The 17,876-nt window shown below is 58.9% G+C and carries 17 protein-coding genes; 13 read left to right on the forward strand and 4 right to left on the reverse strand.

What is annotated here, in order from left to right:
- Positions 1-73: 73 nt before the first annotated feature.
- Together lipA and RA27_RS04190 are read left to right on the forward strand one after the other, a co-directional pair.
- A complete protein-coding gene (gene lipA / locus RA27_RS04185; RefSeq protein WP_039535243.1) occupies positions 74-1,024 on the forward strand; it encodes a lipoyl synthase in 951 nt (316 codons plus the stop codon).
- Positions 1,021-2,166 carry an amidohydrolase gene (locus RA27_RS04190; RefSeq protein ID WP_039535245.1) on the forward strand — a complete coding sequence of 382 codons (1,146 nt, stop codon included), beginning with the start codon at positions 1,021-1,023 and terminating at the stop codon, positions 2,164-2,166. Before lipA ends, RA27_RS04190 begins: the two co-directional genes overlap by 4 nt.
- Positions 2,167-2,325: 159 nt before the next feature.
- Here RA27_RS04190 and hpt read toward each other — a convergent pair whose 3' ends face one another.
- The gene (gene hpt / locus RA27_RS04195) at positions 2,326-2,877 is read right to left on the reverse strand and encodes a hypoxanthine phosphoribosyltransferase (protein WP_039535247.1); all 552 of its coding nucleotides are present in this window, start codon (positions 2,875-2,877) and stop codon (positions 2,326-2,328) included.
- Between the two features lie 72 nt (positions 2,878-2,949).
- On the opposite strand from hpt, the gene RA27_RS04200 reads away from it, so the two are divergent.
- Together RA27_RS04200 and RA27_RS04205 are read left to right on the forward strand one after the other, a co-directional pair.
- Positions 2,950-3,393 carry a type II toxin-antitoxin system RatA family toxin gene (locus RA27_RS04200; RefSeq protein ID WP_039535249.1) on the forward strand — a complete coding sequence of 148 codons (444 nt, stop codon included), beginning with the start codon at positions 2,950-2,952 and terminating at the stop codon, positions 3,391-3,393.
- A 38-nt stretch (positions 3,394-3,431) separates the two neighbouring features.
- Positions 3,432-4,727, forward strand: coding sequence for an MmgE/PrpD family protein (locus RA27_RS04205; protein WP_039535251.1), 1,296 nt, complete (start codon positions 3,432-3,434; stop codon positions 4,725-4,727).
- On the opposite strand, the gene pyrC is transcribed toward RA27_RS04205, so the two are convergent.
- Positions 4,724-5,761, reverse strand: coding sequence for a dihydroorotase (gene pyrC / locus RA27_RS04210; protein WP_039535253.1), 1,038 nt, complete (start codon positions 5,759-5,761; stop codon positions 4,724-4,726). The two genes, RA27_RS04205 and pyrC, sit on opposite strands and share 4 nt — an antisense overlap.
- Before the next feature lie 146 nt (positions 5,762-5,907).
- Here pyrC and RA27_RS04215 point away from each other — a divergent pair, with 146 nt between their 5' ends.
- Positions 5,908-6,816, forward strand: coding sequence for a MoxR family ATPase (locus tag RA27_RS04215; protein WP_039535254.1), 909 nt, complete (start codon positions 5,908-5,910; stop codon positions 6,814-6,816).
- Between the two features lie 34 nt (positions 6,817-6,850).
- The gene (locus tag RA27_RS04220; RefSeq protein ID WP_039535255.1) at positions 6,851-8,107 is read left to right on the forward strand and encodes a VWA domain-containing protein; all 1,257 of its coding nucleotides are present in this window, start codon (positions 6,851-6,853) and stop codon (positions 8,105-8,107) included.
- A 3-nt stretch (positions 8,108-8,110) separates the two neighbouring features.
- Here RA27_RS04220 and RA27_RS04225 read toward each other — a convergent pair whose 3' ends face one another.
- Positions 8,111-8,611: a hypothetical protein gene (locus RA27_RS04225; RefSeq protein ID WP_039535256.1), complete on the reverse strand. Its 501-nt coding sequence runs from the start codon at positions 8,609-8,611 to the stop codon at positions 8,111-8,113.
- Between the two features lie 206 nt (positions 8,612-8,817).
- Here RA27_RS04225 and RA27_RS04230 point away from each other — a divergent pair, with 206 nt between their 5' ends.
- From RA27_RS04230 to RA27_RS04250, 5 genes are all read left to right on the forward strand, one after another.
- On the forward strand, positions 8,818-9,786 hold the full coding sequence (locus RA27_RS04230) for an XdhC family protein (protein WP_039535257.1): 969 nt from the start codon (positions 8,818-8,820) through the stop codon (positions 9,784-9,786).
- Complete coding sequence (locus tag RA27_RS04235) at positions 9,783-10,784, forward strand: molybdopterin-binding protein (RefSeq protein ID WP_039535258.1); 1,002 nt, start codon at positions 9,783-9,785, stop codon at positions 10,782-10,784. Before RA27_RS04230 ends, RA27_RS04235 begins: the two co-directional genes overlap by 4 nt.
- Before the next feature lie 155 nt (positions 10,785-10,939).
- Positions 10,940-11,425 (forward strand): (2Fe-2S)-binding protein, encoded by a 486-nt coding sequence (locus RA27_RS04240; RefSeq protein ID WP_039535259.1) that lies wholly within the window; start codon positions 10,940-10,942, stop codon positions 11,423-11,425.
- A 51-nt stretch (positions 11,426-11,476) separates the two neighbouring features.
- Positions 11,477-13,837, forward strand: a complete 2,361-nt coding sequence (locus RA27_RS04245; protein WP_039535260.1) for a xanthine dehydrogenase family protein molybdopterin-binding subunit — start codon at positions 11,477-11,479, stop codon at positions 13,835-13,837.
- A gap of 95 nt (positions 13,838-13,932) precedes the next feature.
- Positions 13,933-14,724 (forward strand): xanthine dehydrogenase family protein subunit M, encoded by a 792-nt coding sequence (locus RA27_RS04250; RefSeq protein ID WP_039535264.1) that lies wholly within the window; start codon positions 13,933-13,935, stop codon positions 14,722-14,724.
- A gap of 46 nt (positions 14,725-14,770) precedes the next feature.
- Here RA27_RS04250 and RA27_RS04255 read toward each other — a convergent pair whose 3' ends face one another.
- Positions 14,771-15,670, reverse strand: coding sequence for a MurR/RpiR family transcriptional regulator (locus RA27_RS04255; RefSeq protein ID WP_039535265.1), 900 nt, complete (start codon positions 15,668-15,670; stop codon positions 14,771-14,773).
- Between the two features lie 88 nt (positions 15,671-15,758).
- Between RA27_RS04255 and RA27_RS04260 the strand changes: the two genes are divergently transcribed.
- Both RA27_RS04260 and RA27_RS04265 read left to right on the forward strand, forming a co-directional pair.
- Positions 15,759-16,541, forward strand: coding sequence for a 3-keto-5-aminohexanoate cleavage protein (locus RA27_RS04260; protein WP_052265167.1), 783 nt, complete (start codon positions 15,759-15,761; stop codon positions 16,539-16,541).
- Entirely contained in the window at positions 16,538-17,854 is a 1,317-nt protein-coding gene (locus RA27_RS04265; RefSeq protein ID WP_039535266.1) for an aspartate aminotransferase family protein, read from the forward strand. The genes RA27_RS04260 and RA27_RS04265 overlap by 4 nt, the downstream gene beginning before the upstream one ends.
- Positions 17,855-17,876: the final 22 nt, after the last annotated feature.

Below are 17,876 nucleotides of genomic sequence, written 5' to 3' on the forward strand. Positions count from 1 at the left end.
CCGCTGGCGTAACCAATGAAGTCGGTTTATGTTATGGCCAAAGCGAATTGACCCAAAGTCAGGAAAGCCAGCCGTGCGTGATCTGAAAATACCCGAGCAAAGACACCCCGAAAAGGCGCATCGACCTGACAATGCTGCCCCGCGCAAGCCTAAGTGGATTCGCGTCAAAGCGCCCGGTGGCGAGGGATATGCCGAGACCCACAAGATCATGCGCGACAACAATCTGGTCACTGTCTGCGAAGAGGCCGGATGCCCGAACGTGGGTGAGTGCTGGAGCCAGGGTCACGCAACCATGATGATCATGGGGGAAATCTGCACGCGCGGCTGTACCTTCTGCAACATCGCGACAGGCAAACCCGATACGTTGGACACGTTTGAACCGGGGCGCGTGGCTCATGCGGTACAGAAGCTGGGGTTGAACCATGTGGTCATCACATCGGTTGACCGGGACGATTTGCTGGACGGTGGGGCCGAGCATTTCGCGCAGACCATTCGCGCGGTGCGGCACCGGTCGCCCAAGACAACGATCGAGATTCTGACGCCGGATTTCCTGAAATGCGATCCGTCGGTGCTTGAAGTCGTCGTCGAAGCCAAGCCGGATGTGTTCAATCACAATCTGGAAACGGTGCCTGGCCTTTACCCTCAGGTTCGTCCCGGTGCGCGATATTTCCATTCGTTGCGTCTGCTGCAGCGGGTGAAAGAGATGGACCCGTCCATCTTCACCAAATCGGGCATCATGGTCGGGTTGGGAGAGGACGAGCAGCAGGTTCGCCAGGTGATGGACGACATGCGCGCAGCTGATATCGATTTTCTGACCATCGGCCAGTATCTTCAGCCAACGCCCAAGCATCACGGCATCGACCGTTTCGTCACGCCTGAAGAGTTCGCCGCCTATGAAAAAGCCGCTTTCGGCAAGGGCTTCCTCATGGTCTCGGCGACGCCTCTGACCCGGTCATCGTATCACGCAGGTGATGACTTTGCCCGCCTGCGCGAGGCCCGGCAGAAGAAATTGGGTCAGGGGTGAAACCCGAGCTTCAATCCTGGCTGACCGAAAAGCGCCACGAGTTGCATCAGGTGCCTGAGCTCTCGGGCGAGGAACGCGGCACGGCAGCAAGCATATCCAACCTTTTGCAAGTCTGTGGACCCGACGCCGTTCTGACCGGTATCGGCGGCCATGGCGTTGCCGCGATCTACGACAGCGGACATCCCGGACCAACCATCGGAATCCGATGCGAGCTGGACGGTTTGCCGATTCAGGAAATCTCAAGTGCCAGATATGCTTCGCAATACCCTGGTAGGGGGCATCTGTGCGGGCACGATGGGCATATGGCGATGGTGTTGGGCGTGGCCTTCGTGCTTGGAGATAAACGCCCGACAAAGGGGCGGGTCGTTTTGATCTTTCAGCCCGCAGAAGAAACAGGGCAGGGTGCGACGGCCTATCGGGCTGATCCCAAATTCGCGGATATAGCGCCTGACTATGTGTTTTCTCTGCACAACCTGCCAGGGCTGGAACTGGGGGCGGTTGAACTATGCTCGGGTCCGGCCAACTGCGCCTCACGCGGGATGCGCGTCGTACTGACGGGCAAAACCTCGCACGCGGCGGCCCCGCAGGATGGGCTGTCACCGGCCGGAGCGCTGGCAGAGCTGATGCCTGCTTTGGCCGGTTTAGGGCAGGGTGGTGCGCTGGACGCAGATTACGCGCTGACAACTGTAACCCACGCACGTCTGGGCGAGGCCACGTTCGGCGTCGCGCCAGGCATGGCCGAGCTTTGGGTGACATTACGCACTGTCTCGGATTCGCGCATGGCCGATTTGGTCCGCGAGGCTGAGCATCTCGTCAATGCACGTGCGCAAGCGCAGGGATTGACTGCTGAAATCACCTATGCCGACATATTCGAGGCCTGCAGCAATTCCGACGAAGCCGTGCAGATTCTTAGTGATGCCTGTCGTACCCGCGACGTGCCGTGCAGGTTGGTGCCAACTCCACAGAGGTTCTCGGAAGATTTCGGGCAGTTCGGCAAAGGTGCAAAGACCGCTATGTTCTGGCTGGGCGCCGGGCGTGATCACCCGCAACTGCACAACCCCGACTATGATTTTCCCGATGCCCTGATCCCGATCGGGACCGATATATTTCTGGCAGCCATCGAGCAGACGCTTACGGCCTGAGCTTTCTGGGCTGGCTTTGCGCCCAGTCGGGCCACCAACCCATATATTCAACTCCGGCTATCGCCAGACAGATAAGGATTGCGCCGAAAACCAGCTTCACCCGCCGTTCCGAGGGCGGGTTTCGCCCCCATTGAGACATGCGGAGAAAGTGGCGCAGATTCATCCGTCCTGTTCTTCGACAAATCGGACATTGCCAATAAATGGCAGGTTGCGGTTGCGTTGCGCATAGTCGATGCCATACCCCACGACAAATTCATCGGGAATTTCAAATCCGATCCAGTCCGAGCGAAAGTTGACCTCGCGCCGGCTGGGCTTGTCCAGAAGCGCGATGGATTTCAACCGGTGTGGCTTGCGGCTCTGCAGCAGCTTGGTGACATGGTTCAGGGTATGACCGGTGTCCACGATATCTTCGACCACCAGCACGTCGCGCCCTTCAATTGCGCCGCGCAAGTCTTTGAGAATACGCACTTCGCGGCTGCTTTCCATCGCGTCGCCATAGGATGAGGCTTCAAGAAAATCGACCTCGATAGGTAGATCAAGCTCGCGCACCAGATCGGCGATGAAGACGAAGCTGCCCCGCAGCAGGCCGACGACGACCAGCTTGTCGGTGCCGCCGAACTCGGTCGTGATTTCGCGGCAAAGTTCCTCGATCCGTGCGGCAATTGCCTTGGCCGAGATCATCTCATCTATCACATATGCGCGCTGGCTCATCGCTGCCCCCTTGATCTTTGGCGCGCAACATACGAAATCACGCGCCATTGTCACCAGTTAATCCCGGATATCATGCCAACCCATTCCGAGACCCGCCCGCTGCCTTACACCGCTCAGCAGATGTATGATCTGGTCGCGGATGTGGCGAAATACCCAGAATTTCTGCCCTGGTGTGCCGCTGCCCGTATTCGCCGCAGCTATGCTGCAGGCGAAGGACAGGTGATGGAGGCTGATCTGGTGATTTCGTTCAAAGTCTTTCGGGAACGGTTTGGCAGTCGCGTGACCTTGTTTGATGCGCATAAACGGATCGATACCGAATATCTGGACGGACCATTCAAATACATGCGCTCGGATTGGGAGTTCGAGGATACGGATGATGGCTGCAACGTCTCGTTTCACGTCGATTTCGAGTTCAAGAATGCAGTTCTGCAGGGAATCATTGGTGTGGTGTTCAACGAAGCCATGCATCGTATTGTCCGCGCGTTCGAACAGCGCGCCGAGGCCCTTTACGGCTGAGGCTTTACGCCCGGGCGGCGCACGCTAGACTGCGCCCCATGACCGATTTGACCTCCGCCCTTGCCGCGTTCGCCTCGGGTCCTGTGTCGACAACGTCGCAGGCCCGTATCGTGACCTCTCTTTCCGCGCTGGATTGGCTCGCCGTGGGGCGTGCCGGGGCAGATGAGCCGGTTTCCCGCATCATCCGCCAGATGATTCTGGCCGAGAGCGGTGCAGCGCAGGCGCGTCTTTTTGGAGGTGGTGATGCACCGCTACGCGCTGCGGCTTTGGTAAACGGTACCGTTTCCCACGCGCTTGACTATGACGATACCCATTTTGCCCATATCGGTCATCCATCGGTTGCCGTGTTCCCTGCCGCCCTCGCGCTTGCCGCGTGGGAGGATCGGCCGCTGGTCGATTTGCTTGAAGCAGCGCTTGTCGGGATGGAACTTTCGATCCGCGTCGGATTGTGGCTAGGCCGCGATCACTATCAGGGGGGCTTCCACCAGACCGCCACGGCGGGCGCGTTTGGGGCTGCCGTAGCTGCTGGGCGCATTATGTCCTTCGATGCCAAGCAGATGCGTGATCTGTTGGGGCTGACCGCAACAAGAGCATCCGGACAGAAGTCGCAGTTCGGGACCATGGGCAAGCCCTACAACGCGGGGCTGGCCGCTTCAAACGGTGTCGAGGCGGCCCAGCTGATCCGCAACGGATTCCAACCCGGTTCCCATGCTTTGGAGGGACCGTTCGGTTTTGGGGCGACTCATTTGGGGGCGGACGATACGTCCGCCGCGCTTAATGGGCTTGGGGATGAGTGGCTGTTCGAAAGCGTCAGTCACAAGTTTCATGCCTGTTGCCACGGTCTGCACGCGGCGCTTGAGGCTGCACGTGATCTTGATATCGCCGAACCCGAGGTGGCTGAAATCAAGGTGAGAACTCATCCCCGCTGGATGAGCGTTTGCAATCAGCCCCAGCCAACCAGCGGTTTGGGAGCAAAGTTTTCGTACCGCACAGTGATCGCGATGCAAGCGATGGGTTATGATACGGCGTTACCGGGCAGCTATTCCGACAAAATTTGCGCTGATCCAAGGCTGCAATCGCTGCGAGATCGGATCACGGTCGAGGCAGATGAAAGCCAGTCGGAAACTCAGGCCCACCTGTCCCTGTTACGCCGCGATGGCGTGCGTCGTGAGGCCAGCCATGATCTGCTGGCCCCGATGTCGCTGCCTGATCGCGAAGATCGGGTCAGGGATAAAGCGTCGAAGCTGATCGGCGGCGATGAGGCGGACGCCATCTGGTTGATGCTGCGCACGGGTGGGCGCGCAGCAGATCTGGCGAACAGGCTGACCGATTAATCCACCCGCCAATGCAGCGGGAAGCCGGGGGCGAACACTGTGACTGGACCGTCTGCGCTTTCGATTTTGGCGGGATAGACAACCTCATCGCCTTTGGTCAGCGTTATGGTGTCGTCGTTCACCGGCAGGCGATAGAAGGCGGGGCCGTTGAGCGAAGCAAACGCCTCGAGTTTGTCCAGCGCCTCCGCGCGCTCGAACATTTCGGCAAGCAGTGACATCGTGTTCGTCGCGGTGAAGCAGCCTGCACAGCCACAGGCCATTTCCTTGTTGGCGTCCGTGTGCGGCGCGCTGTCTGTGCCAAGGAAGAAGCGCGCATCACCCGAAGTCGCTGCGGTCAGCAAGGCAAGGCGATGCTCTTCGCGCTTCGCGACCGGCAGGCAGTAGTAATGCGGCTTGATGCCACCCACAAGAATGTGGTTGCGGTTGATGATCAGGTGATGCGTCGTAATGGTCGCGCCCAGATCCGTCTCATTCGACTTTACGTAGTCCACACCGTTTGACGTCGTGATGTGCTCCATCACCACGCGCAGCCCGGGCGTTGTCCTGCGGATCGGATCGAGAACGCGGTCGATGAACACGGCCTCACGATCAAAGATATCGATCTCGGCATCCGTGACTTCGCCGTGCACGCACAGCGGCAGACCGATCTCGGCCATCTTCTCCAGCACCGGGCGCACCTTGTCGAAATCGCGAACACCCGAAGAGGAATTGGTCGTTGCACCGGCTGGGTACAGCTTAACCGCTTTGACCAACCCGCTGGCATGTGCTGCGGCCACATCACCGGGGTCCGTGTCCTCGGTCAGGTAAAGCGTCATCAGCGGCTCGAACGCCATATCTTCCGGCAGGGCAGCCAGAATACGCTCGCGATAAGCTGCGGCGTGATCGCCCGTCACGACAGGCGGAACCAGATTCGGCATTATGATGGCACGGCCAAAATGGCGAGCGGTTTCAGGCAGGACGGCTTTCAGCATCGCGCCATCGCGCAGATGCAGGTGCCAGTCATCGGGGCGGCGGATCGTCAGGGAATGGGTCATGGCCCCGGGCTAGCACAGCCGCTTGGGTGGTGAAAGACCCTCTGACCCTTGCCGATGAGACGGATCGTCGTAAGTCACTGACGGACGGCGGTCTTGACCTCTGGTGGTGGTCATGACCTGTTGGGGCGGAGAAAAAAGGGAACCTCATGACACAACCAAACTCCATCGATGCCGTGCAGGACCTTTTGGGCTCGGAGGGTTACGTCTGTGGCCGGGCTTTGGCGACGGTTGTGTTTCTTTCGCTGAAACTTGGTCGGCCGCTGTTTCTGGAGGGCGAGGCGGGCGTTGGTAAGACCGAAATTGCCAAGGCGCTGGCCGCGGGGCTTGGGCGCCGCTTGATCCGTTTGCAGTGTTACGAAGGGCTTGATGCGTCCTCGGCAGTTTACGAGTGGAACTTTCCCGCGCAGATGGTCGCCATTCGAACCGCCGAAGCCTCGGGCGGCGCGGATCGGGGCGTATTGCAGTCCGAACTGTTCTCGGATGACTACCTGATTGAGCGCCCTTTGCTGCAGGCGATGCGCCCCGAGTCGGGTGGTGCGCCCGTTTTACTGATAGATGAGTTGGATCGAACCGATGAGCCCTTTGAGGCTTTTCTGCTGGAAGCGCTCAGCGACTTTCAGGTCACGATCCCCGAACTTGGCACCATTAAAGCGCCCGAACCGCCCATCGTGATCGTCACCTCGAACCGCACGCGCGAGGTCCATGATGCGTTGAAACGCCGCTGCCTTTATCACTGGGTCGACTACCCGGACTTTGCCCGCGAAATCGAAATCCTGCACGCCCGCGCGCCCGAAGCGGCAGAAGCGCTGAGCCGCGAGGTTGTGGCCTTTGTTCAGCGTCTGCGCACCGAGGACCTGTTCAAGAAACCCGGCGTCGCCGAAACCATCGACTGGGCCAAATGCCTGCTGGCGCTTGATGTCATCAACCTCAGCCCCGAAGTCATCGGCGACACGTTGGGGGCCATCCTGAAATACCAGGACGACATCCAAAAGCTGCAAGGGTCCGAAGCCAAGCGTATTCTCGATCAGGCGAAAGCTGATCTCGAACCGGCCTGATGCGTCATCCGGTTGTAGATATTTCGAGGGTTTGATGGCCGAACAACTCACGCTTGATATTCCAGACAACCCCAAGCTGGCACAAAACATCACGCATTTCGCTCGCGCCTTGCGTAAAGCAGGCTTGCCGATCGGAACCGGGCGGGTGATCGATGCGATCCGTGCGGTGCAGGCTGCGGGGTTCACCGAGAAACGAGATTTCTACTGGACGCTACACGCGTGTTTCGTGAACCGGCCAGAACACCGGACCGTCTTCGCACAGGTCTTTCGATTGTACTGGCGCGACCCGCGCTATCTTGAACACATGATGTCGATGATGCTGCCTGCCATTCGGGGCGTGCAAGAGGAACGCAAAGCGGATGCGGCGGAAAAACGCGCGGCTGAGGCGCTCTTGGATGGCGTCGAACGCGACTCGCCCGAAACGACCGAACAGGAAGCGGAAAGCGAGATTGAAATTGACGCGACCCAGACCGCGTCATCCGAAGAACGCTTGCGCAACCTCGATTTCGAGCAGATGAGTACATCCGAGATTGCGCAGGCCAAACGCCTCCTTTCGCGGCTGACCTTGCCGGTCAAACCCATCGAGTCGCGACGTGGGCAAGCCAATCATCTCGGTAACCGCATCGACCGCGCCCGAACCCTCAGATCCGCCATGCGGCAGGGCGGCGAACTACACGACATCGCGCGCCTGCACCCCAAACCGCGCTGGCCCAATTTGGTGGCGCTGTGCGATATCTCCGGTTCGATGAGCCAGTACAGCCGCATCATCCTGCATTTCCTGCACTCGGTTTCGAACGCAAAGGGCGCAGGCTGGGCCAAGGTGCACGCGTTTACATTCGGGACCCGGCTCACCAACATCACCCGTCACCTGCACCAGCGCGACGTTGACGCGGCGCTGGCCGCTGCCGGGGCCGAGGCACAGGATTGGGAGGGCGGAACCCGGATCGGAGAGTGCCTGCACCAGTTTAACCGCGACTGGTCGCGGCGTGTTATGGGACAGGGGGCGGTGGTGTTGCTGATCACCGATGGGCTCGAGCGGGGCGACCCGGATTTGCTGAAAAAAGAAATTGAACGCCTGCATCTGTCGTCGCGGCGTTTGATCTGGCTGAACCCGCTGCTGCGTTGGGACGGGTTCGCACCGAAAGCGCAAGGGGTGGTGACGATGCTCCCGCATGTCGATAGCTTCCGCGCCGGGCATTCGATTGCGTCGCTGGAAGATTTGGCCTCCGTGATCTCGCAGCCCGATGATCAGGGGCAGAAAGCGCGGCTGATGGCCGCGCTCTCCGATTAGCCGTTACGACAGCTGTTCTTCATTGCATTTACGGGCCATTTCCATGGCTTTGTAGGTGCCGGTCAGATCGACGGTGAAGGCGAACTCTTTTTCCGGGAATACGATCATCACCTCTTTCTTGGCCAGATCTTCGGCGAATTGCGGATCATCGGACAGAACGTATCCGCCTGAATAGCCCTTGGTGATGTTTCCTTTCATGCCGGTGGCCTCACCGACATAGAGGTCGTCACCCAGAAGGATGGCGACAGCCTCTTTCTCGCCTTTCTTGATGTTGGTTTTGGCTTTGGTGAAAACGCCCACATAGCCAACGCCGCGATCTTCAGTCAGGCCCATCTGTACAACGTTTTCCGCGTCATCGACCGCTTCGATCAGGCAGGATTTCTTGTCCTGATCGATGAAGACCTTCCAGCCCTCAACTTCACCGTACTTCAGAAATGTGTCAGCCCAACCGGCGCTGGCAGCCATCATGCCAATCGCCGTTCCCAGTGTAAGAATGCGTTTCAACTGTTTGTCTCCGCTTTGAAATATGTAGGGGTGATTCCAAGCATGGCCCGGAATTGTCCGAAGGCTAGGATGCGGCCCCACAACAATCAATGCTTTGTGAATGTGAAATCAAAATCGGCTTGTTAGCGCCGGAAATCCCGCCCTATGACCGCTTTTCATTGCGATAAACCTAACTATGTTGAACCGAAGCACGGTCGGAGGTCTCAATGGAACGATTCGACAACAGCCCGGAAACCGCATTGAAATGGTATCGCGCCGACAAAGGGGCGGCTTTGGCCACCGTGGTCGAAACCTGGGGCAGCGCGCCGCGTCGAGTTGGCGCGCAGCTGGTTATCGCCGGTGACGGTCGGATTGAGGGATCGGTCTCGGGCGGATGCGTCGAGGGGGCTGTGATTGTCGAGGCATTGGAAGCCATCGAGGAAGGTGAGGCGCGGCTGCTGGAATTTGGGGTAAGCGATGAAGATGCATTTGCGGTTGGATTGGCCTGCGGAGGGACGATCCGCGTCCTCGTTGAGCCGATCGGCAGCGTCATGCCCGAACCGATGTTGGCCGAACTGGTAGCGGCGCGGGCGCGGCGGGACCCTCTGGCTTATGAAGTCAATGTTGAAACCGGCCATCGCGCACTTCGCCGCAACGCCTATGCCGAGCGCTTGCGCATGGACAGGTCCGGGTTCGAGGAGGATGGCCAAACCTTTGTCGCAGTCCACAATCCTCCGCTTCGGTTGATCGTGGTCGGAGCTGTGCACATCGCGCAGGCGCTGGTGCCGATGGCACGGATCGCAGGATATGACCCGGCGATTGTCGACCCGCGCGAGGCATTTGCCTCGGATACACGCTTCCCCGGAGAAACCGTCCTGACGGATTGGCCGGATGAGGCTGTGTCCAAGCTGGGTCTCGACGCGCGAACAGCGCTCGTTCTGTTAACCCATGATCCCAAATTGGACGACCCCGCGCTTCAGGCCGCTTTGTCGGCCAACGTGTTTTATATCGGCGCTCTTGGCTCCAAACGCACACATTCCAAACGTATCGACCGGATGAAACAGGCGGGTTTCACGGACGAACAGATTGCGCGGATTCACGGGCCGGTCGGTCTGGGTATCGGCGCGGCCAGCCCGTCCGAGATCGCAGTGGCCGTTCTTGCGCAAATGACTGCGGTTCTGCGGGGCAAAGCGTGAAGTTTGGGTCAGTTCCTTTGTCCGACGCTTATGGCGCCATTCTGGCCCATTCGGTCAAAGTGGGTGATCGCAAGTTGCGAAAAGGTGTGACGCTGTCGCCCGGACATATTGCCGATCTTCAGCAAGCCGGTCTGGCAGAGGTAACTGTCGCCCGGATGGAACCCGGCGATTGCCACGAGGATGAGGCGGCGGCAATGCTGGCGGCGGCCCTTGTCCCGAATCCGGTCGGGGCCAATCTACGCGTCACCGAAGCGTTTACCGGACGGGTCAACCTGTTGGCCGACGGGCCGGGCGTGGCGGTCCTGGATACCGATGCCTTGCAACGTTTCAATCAGGTCAATCCGATGATCACAGTCGCGACGGTGCCGCAATATCAGCAGATGACAACAGGTGGCATGGTGGCGACGATCAAGGTGATTTCCTATGCCGTGCCTGAATCCGACGTGCAAAGCGCGGTACAACAAGCGCAGGATACTATCCGACTAGAAACTCCCAAGCACAAGAGTGCTGGCCTGATCGTGACAGAAATTGCTGGCGGGCCGTCCAATGAAAAAGGTATCGCCGCCATCCGTGGTCGGGTTGAGGCATTGGGCATGGACCTGTCCGACGTTCAGGTCGTGCCGCATCGGATGGGCGATCTCGCAGCGTCGCTTTCTTGCATCCGCGGCGAGATTGTCATGATTTTAACTGGGTCGGCAACATCGGATGAAAACGATGTGGCGCCAGCCTCTGTACGGGCCGCAGGTGGTGCCATTGACCGGTTCGGGATGCCCGTAGATCCCGGGAACCTTCTGTTTCTGGGTTTTTTGCGCGACCGCCCGGTTATCGGTTTGCCCGGATGCGCCCGCTCACCCGCGTTGAACGGGGCGGATTGGGTGTTGTCTCGCGTCGCTTGCGGGGTCGAGACGACGGGCGCTGACATAGCCGCGATGGGGGTCGGCGGGCTGTTGAAGGAAATTCCGACCCGGCCACAGCCACGCGCCGCCAGAGAAAAGTGACGTAAGGGCATTTTTGCCCTTCCCTTCGCTTATGCCATCATCAGAAGGCTGAGTAGAGAAGTTGTGGAAAAAACGGGCAAATATTTTTGTTCTCAAACAAAATTTCCCGTGTTTAACTCGGGGCCAAGGGAAAAACACTAAATTGGGAGGATTTCATGACACAGGTCTCGATGACCGTGAACGGTAAAGCCGTTAGCGGTGACGTTGAAGGCCGGACGCTATTGTCCAGCTTTTTGCGTGATCATCTGTCACTGACCGGGACGCATGTCGGATGCGATACGGCGCAATGCGGCGCCTGCGTGGTGCATGTGAATGGCGAGGCGATCAAATCCTGCAACATGCTGGCGCTCGAAGCTGACGGTGCGGATGTGGGCACGATTGAGGGGCAGGCTGCAGAAGATGGCGCGCTGAATGTCATTCAGCAGGCCTTCCAGGATCATCACGGGTTGCAATGCGGATTCTGTACGCCGGGCATGGTGATGAGCGCTGCTGCACTGCTCAAGGAAAATCCGCGCCCGACCGAAGGCGAAATTCGCAAATACCTTGAGGGCAATCTGTGCCGGTGCACGGGCTATCACAACATCGTCAAGGCGATCATGGCTGCATCTGGCCAGGACGTTTCCAGCATCGCCGCCGAGTGAGGCGGGTAAGAATTTTCGACGAAAATTCTTTTCCAGGGAGGAGAACAAGCAATGCCCAAAGACAGTGGCATCGGAGCCAGTTCCAAGCGGCGCGAGGACGTACGCTTTCTGACCGGAGCAGGCAATTACACCGACGACATCAACGTACATGGCCAGGCCTATGTGCATTTTCTGCGGTCCGACATCGCACATGGCCGGATCACCAATATCGACACCTCCGCGGCCGAGGGTATGCCGGGGGTGGTGAAGGTGTTCACCGGCAAGGACTTTGAGGGCGTGGGCGGAATGCCCTGCGGCTGGGAAGTCACCGACCGACACGGTGCTCCAATGCAGGAACCACCGCATCCCATTCTGGCGCAAGGCAAGGTCCGCCATGTAGGCGATCCCATTGCCGCTGTTGTGGCAGACAGTCTTGAACAAGCCCGCGATGCCGCCGAAGCGATTGAGGTGGATATCGAAGAACTGTCGGCCGTTCTGGATATGAAAGCCGCAGCGCAGGAGGGCGCGACGCTTATCCATGAGGATCTGAAGAACAACATCTGCTATGACTGGCATCTGGGCGAAGAAGACAACAACAAGGTCAACGAGGTCTTTGCCAACGCGGCCCATGTCACCACTCTGGATCTGATCAACAACCGCCTGGTCGCAAACCCGATGGAGCCGCGCGTGGCCGTGGCCGAGTACAGCCGGGGTACAGATGAGTACACGCTCTACACCACCTCGCAGAACCCGCATGTGATCCGGCTGCTGATGTGCGCCTTTGTTCTGGGCTTGCCTGAGCACAAGGTGCGGGTGGTCGCTCCGGACGTGGGCGGTGGCTTTGGCACCAAGATTTTCCACTATGCGGAAGAGGCATTCTGTACCTTCGCCGCCAAGGCCTGCAACCGCCCGGTAAAATGGACCGCCAGCCGGTCCGAGGCGTTTATGTCGGATGCGCAAGGTCGTGATCACGTCAGTACAATTGAGCTCGCGTTGGATGCGGATAACAATTTCACAGGTCTGCGCACCAATACCTATGCGAATCTGGGAGCGTATTTGTCGACCTTCTCGAGCTCGGTTCCTACCTGGCTGCATGGCACTTTGATGGCGGGCAACTACAAGACGCCGGTCATTCAGGTGAATGTGAAGGCAATGTTCACCAACACGGTGCCAGTCGATGCCTATCGCGGTGCGGGTCGGCCAGAGGCGACCTATCAGTTGGAGCGCGTCATCGACAAAGCAGCTCGTGAGTTGGGCGTTGATCCGATTGCTCTGCGTCGCCAGAATTTCATCACCCAATTCCCCTATGACACGCCGGTCGCGCTGACCTATGACACCGGGGATTACAACGGGACGATGGACAAGCTTGAGGCCGCAGCCGATCTGGCTGGCTTTGCCGCACGACGTGCACAGAGTGAGGCCAATGGCAAGCTGCGCGGTCTCGGCGTCAATTGCTATATCGAGGCCTGCGGCATCGCGCCATCGAACATCGTTGGTATGCTGGGGGCCCGTGCGGGTCTCTATGATGCGGCGACGGTGCGGGTAAACGCCACCGGTTCGATCAGCGTCATGGTTGGCGCTCACAGCCACGGGCAGGGGCATGAGACCGCCTTTCCGCAGGTTGTGGCGGACATGATCGGCATCGATGAGTCGATGGTCGAGATTGTACATGGCGACACCTCGAAGATCCCGTTCGGCATGGGCACCTATGGCTCACGCTCGCTGGCGGTTTGTGGTTCGGCCATGGTCAAGGCGACTGAAAAGGTAATCGACAAGGCCAAGAAGATCGCGGCTCATCTGCTCGAGGCTTCCGAGACCGATATCGAACTGAAGGATGGTCAGTTCAGCGTCGCGGGTACCGACAAGTCTGTGGCCTGGGGTGATGTGACACTGACGGCCTATGTACCGCACAACTTCCCATTGGAGGTTGAGCCGGGGCTGGAGGAAACCGCGTTCTACGACCCGGCCAACTTTACCTTTCCGGCTGGTGCCTATGCCTGCGAGGTCGAAGTAGACCCCGAGACCGGTCAGGTCAGCATCGAGAAGTTCACCGCCGCGGATGACTTTGGCAACATCGTCAATCCGATGATCGTGGACGGTCAGGTGCATGGCGGAATTGGTCAGGGTATCGGTCAGGCGCTGCTGGAGAACTGCGCCTATGACGAGAACGGCCAACTGCTGAGCGCGTCCTTCATGGACTACGCCATGCCGCGCGCTGATGATCTGCCGTTCTATGCGGTCGATCATTCCAGTCAGACGCCTTGTACGCACAACCCGCTGGGTGTGAAGGGCTGCGGTGAGGCCGGAGCCATCGGTTCGCCGCCTGCCGTTGTCAACGCGGTCCTGGATGCGCTGAATTCGGGTGGCAGGGCGGTCGATCATATCGATATGCCGATGAGTCCATCGCGTGTCTGGACGGCGATGCACGGTTGAGAGGTTGGGGTGCGAGGGGTCAGCCCCTCGCGCTCCCCGGGATATTTATAGCCAGATGAAGAGCGGGTTTGCGTTCTTCGGAAAGGAAAAGCGAAATGTACAATTTCGAGTTTGAAAAGCCCTCGACCATCGCTGACGCGGTCGCCGCGTTGGGGGGTGAGGATGCGCAGGCGTTGGGGGGTGGGCAGACTCTGATCCCCACGTTGAAGCAACGGTTGGCAGCACCCTCAAAGCTGGTTTCGGTCAGTGGGATTGCCGAGATGCAGGGTGTCTGCGTTGAGGATGATGGTTCGGTGGCCGTTGGTGGGGCCACGACCCACGCGCGTGTCGCAGCAGACGCGGCGCGCAGCTATCCGGCGTTGGCTGCGTTGGCTGGTCAGATCGGTGATCCGGCAGTGCGCAATCGTGGCACCATCGGCGGTTCGGTTGCCAATAATGACCCGGCGGCCTGCTATCCGGCAGGCGTCCTGGGCTCGGGGGCGACGATCGTGACCAATACGCGCCAGATGGCGGCGGATGACTTCTTTCAGGGCATGTTCACCACGGCTCTGGATGAAGGAGAGATTATCACTTCGATCCGCTTCCCGGTGCCGCAGGCCGCGAGTTATCAGAAGTTTTTGCAGCCGGCGTCCCGTTTCGCGCTGGTTGGGGTATACCTTGCCCGGTTCGCCGGCGGCGTGCGGGTTGCTGTGACCGGTGCGAGCGAAGACGGCGTATTCCGGTGGTCTGAAGCCGAGGAAGCTCTGAACAAGGACTTTCGCACTGATGCCCTGATGGGGTTGCGGATTAATCCGATGAACATGATCGGAGATTTGCATGGGAGCAAAGAGTACCGTGCACATCTGGTCAGCGTAATGACGAAACGCGCCGTCGAATCCTGCGCCTAAGCTGGTCTCCCGGCGTTTTAGGAGCCCCGGCGGATGCCCGGGGCTTCTAACGTTTTCTTACTCTGGGCGGTTTTGCGGGCCGCCAATATGCCCCGGTATCTTCTCGGGCAGTCTGATAGCGGTCTACGCGGTCGCGCGCAGCCGAGCCACCTGCGACAAAGAGGTGGCCAAGCAGGCATTCGAGTACAGCCATAGCCCCGGAGAAGCTGGAGAAGTGATGCTGTGTCCGGATGCTGACGGGCAGCACGACGTCCGGGTCCACGCCGGGGGCAATGATTTCGCTATCCGACAACAGCACGATGCGCATACCGCGTTTGCGCGCAAAGCGCATGGATTGGATGGTGTCCGAAGAGTAGGGATGAACAGTAATCGCAAACAGGCAGTCTGCTGTGTCGGCCTCGAGCAAGTCGTCAACGGCTGAACCCATATGTCGAGGGATCAGCTGAAACCCGGGATGCGCCATCCGGCCCGCATAGTGAAAATAGTAGGCCAATGCATAGCTGGCCCGGGTCGCCGTGATAAAACAGCGTTTTGCTGAAATCATGTGATCCGTGATCTGTTGTATCAGTGCCGGGTCTGCAAGGCGAAGGGAGCGGGTCACCACGTTCAACTCATTTTGCGCAAGCCCGGCCTGTGTCGCGCTGAAATCGTCACCCGATCTCATGCGACTGAGCCAGTCCTGGCCAAGCCGGTCCTCACGGTCGGTGACAAGGGTCTGGCGAAACGGCTTTCGGAACGCCTCGAAACTGTCGAAACCCAGACGATACGCGAGGCGCACGAGTACATTGGAACTTATGCCGGTTTTTTGGGCCGTAACCCGAACCGGGTCGAGCCCAAAGTCACCGGGATGGTCAATGATGTATTTTGCGGCAACCTGCATCTGTCGGGGCAGGGCATCGATATTTTGGCGCAGTTGCTCTGTCAGTTGGGTTGGTGTGTGTTGCATGAGGTAAGAAAAACAAATGTTATGAAGAATGCAAATTGAAAACGCAATCGCAGTGTATAATTCGAGATCAGACTAAACAGGTTGCACGATGTCAGAAGCTGGTTCCGGGATAGCGGGGGGCGAAACCCTGCCATATATATTGGTGGCGCCAAATGGAGCGCGAAGGGGGCATAAGGATCATCCCGCCCTTCCGATAACAATGGCTGAGACGGTCGAAACCGCGAAAGCGTGTGGCATGGCGGGTGCGAATGGCCTTCATCTGCATGTTCGCGATCAGTCTGGCCAGCATTCCTTGGATGCGGGCTTGTATCGCGAGACAATTACCGAGCTACACCGTGCAGCGCCGCAGGTGGATATTCAGATTACCACCGAAGCTGCGGGTATCTTTGACGTCCAAGCTCAATTCGATTGTCTGAAACAAGCTCGTCCGGACTGGGCTTCGATATCCGTGCGAGAGATCGCGCGCTCACCTGAGCTTGCGCCAAGGGTCTACAGCTTATGTGCCGACCAAGGGACCCGTGTTCAGCATATCCTCTATGATGCCGATGATGCCGAGTTGCTGACCCGCTGGCGAAAAGATGGGCTGGTGAAATCCGATCAGACCGAACGTCTATTGGTTCTCGGCCGCTATTCCACTGCGCAGGAATCGAAACCTGAAGATCTGGATGCATTTCCGGAAAGTACCGACCCGTGGATGATCTGCGCTTTTGGGGCGCTGGAACACAAGTGCCTGCAAAAAGCCGCGCAGCTTGGCGGGGATGTTCGCGTTGGTTTTGAAAACAGCCTTGCAGGTTCGGATGGCCAGACCTGGGCTGACAATGCCGCATCCGTCGCGGCGCTGGTTGATCTTCTGAAAAGGACTGCGAAATGAGTCACGTATTTCCGCGCCACACAAAATCCGAGTTGCCGATCGCAGCCGGAGGAGACGGTTGTTATCTGATCGATTCGACGGGTCGTCGCTATCTGGATTGCGGGGACGCCGCAGTCTCGTGCCTTGGTCATTCCAATGCTGCCGTTGTCAAAGCAGTGCAGGAGCAAGTGCAGCAGATTGCGTTTGCCCATACTGGTTTCATGACCTCGGAACCGGCTGAAGCACTGGCTGACCTGCTGATCGAACATGCACCCGGTGAGCTGGATCGGGTGTATTTTGTCTCGGGCGGGTCAGAGGCGACCGAGGCTGCGATCAAACTGGCACGGCAATACTATCTGGAAACGGGTCAGCCTGAACGTCGCCATGTCATTGCCCGCCGGCAAAGCTATCACGGCAACACATTGGGGGCTCTGTCTGCGGGCGGCAACGAATGGCGGCGGGCGCAGTTTGCCCCGATGCTGATCGAGATGACTCATATCGCGCCCTGTTATGAATACGCGGAAAAACCGGAGGGCGAGAGCAGCTTTGACTACGGTCAGCGCGTTGCGAACGAGTTGGAGACGGAAATCCTGCGCCTTGGTCCCGAGACGGTGATGGCCTTCATGGCAGAGCCTGTAGTCGGCGCGACCCTAGGGGCCGTACCGGCGGTCGACGGGTATTTCAAGCGCATCCGGGAGATTTGCGATCAATACGGTGTTCTGCTGATCCTCGATGAGGTGATGTGTGGCATGGGGCGCACGGGGCACTTGTTTGCCTGCGACCATGACGGGGTGGCGCCGGATATCCTCTGTATCGCCAAAGGGCTTGGGGCAGGGTATCAACCGATCGGAGCAATGCTGTGTTCGGGCCAGATCTACGATGCGATCCGGGATGGGTCTGGCTTTTTCCAGCATGGGCATACTTACATCGGGCATCCGGTCGCGACAGCGGCTGCTCTGGCCGTTGTACGGGAACTGACCTACCGTGAGTTGCCAGCACGGGCTGGTGTGATGGGGGGCAAATTGCAGACCATGCTGGAAAGCAAATTTGGACAGCACCCGAATGTCGGGGATATTCGCGGCCGCGGCCTGTTCCGAGGGATTGAGCTTGTCGCGGATCGCGACACGAAAACACCATTCGATCCATCGCTTGGCGTGGCGCCCAAGATCAAAAAGGCGGCTCTGGCAGAGGGGTTGGTCTGCTATCCGATGTCCGGCACCCGCGATGGCCGCAACGGCGATCATATCCTGCTCGCGCCGCCCTTTATCATTGAAGATGAGCAACTGATCGAGCTTGTCGACAAACTGGATCGGGCGATTGCCGCTGTCATCTGATCCTGCCCGAGAGCCAGGCAAC

This window comes from Ruegeria sp. ANG-R (assembly GCF_000813985.1).
GTDB lineage: Bacteria > Pseudomonadota > Alphaproteobacteria > Rhodobacterales > Rhodobacteraceae > Ruegeria.

What these genes read in the sequence shown, in the direction of transcription:
- RA27_RS04200 (WP_039535249.1), top strand. Translation starts at nt 2,950, where the DNA reads ATGCCAACCCATTCCGAGACCCGCCCGCTGCCTTACACCGCTCAGCAG.
- RA27_RS04260 (WP_052265167.1), top strand. Translation starts at nt 15,759, where the DNA reads ATGTCAGAAGCTGGTTCCGGGATAGCGGGGGGCGAAACCCTGCCATAT.
- RA27_RS04220 (WP_039535255.1), top strand. Translation starts at nt 6,851, where the DNA reads ATGGCCGAACAACTCACGCTTGATATTCCAGACAACCCCAAGCTGGCA.
- RA27_RS04240 (WP_039535259.1), top strand. Translation starts at nt 10,940, where the DNA reads ATGACACAGGTCTCGATGACCGTGAACGGTAAAGCCGTTAGCGGTGAC.
- hpt (WP_039535247.1), bottom strand. Translation starts at nt 2,877, where the DNA reads ATGAGCCAGCGCGCATATGTGATAGATGAGATGATCTCGGCCAAGGCA.
- RA27_RS04230 (WP_039535257.1), top strand. Translation starts at nt 8,818, where the DNA reads ATGGAACGATTCGACAACAGCCCGGAAACCGCATTGAAATGGTATCGC.
- RA27_RS04215 (WP_039535254.1), top strand. Translation starts at nt 5,908, where the DNA reads ATGACACAACCAAACTCCATCGATGCCGTGCAGGACCTTTTGGGCTCG.
- RA27_RS04245 (WP_039535260.1), top strand. Translation starts at nt 11,477, where the DNA reads ATGCCCAAAGACAGTGGCATCGGAGCCAGTTCCAAGCGGCGCGAGGAC.
- RA27_RS04205 (WP_039535251.1), top strand. Translation starts at nt 3,432, where the DNA reads ATGACCGATTTGACCTCCGCCCTTGCCGCGTTCGCCTCGGGTCCTGTG.
- RA27_RS04255 (WP_039535265.1), bottom strand. Translation starts at nt 15,670, where the DNA reads ATGCAACACACACCAACCCAACTGACAGAGCAACTGCGCCAAAATATC.
- pyrC (WP_039535253.1), bottom strand. Translation starts at nt 5,761, where the DNA reads ATGACCCATTCCCTGACGATCCGCCGCCCCGATGACTGGCACCTGCAT.
- RA27_RS04250 (WP_039535264.1), top strand. Translation starts at nt 13,933, where the DNA reads ATGTACAATTTCGAGTTTGAAAAGCCCTCGACCATCGCTGACGCGGTC.
- RA27_RS04265 (WP_039535266.1), top strand. Translation starts at nt 16,538, where the DNA reads ATGAGTCACGTATTTCCGCGCCACACAAAATCCGAGTTGCCGATCGCA.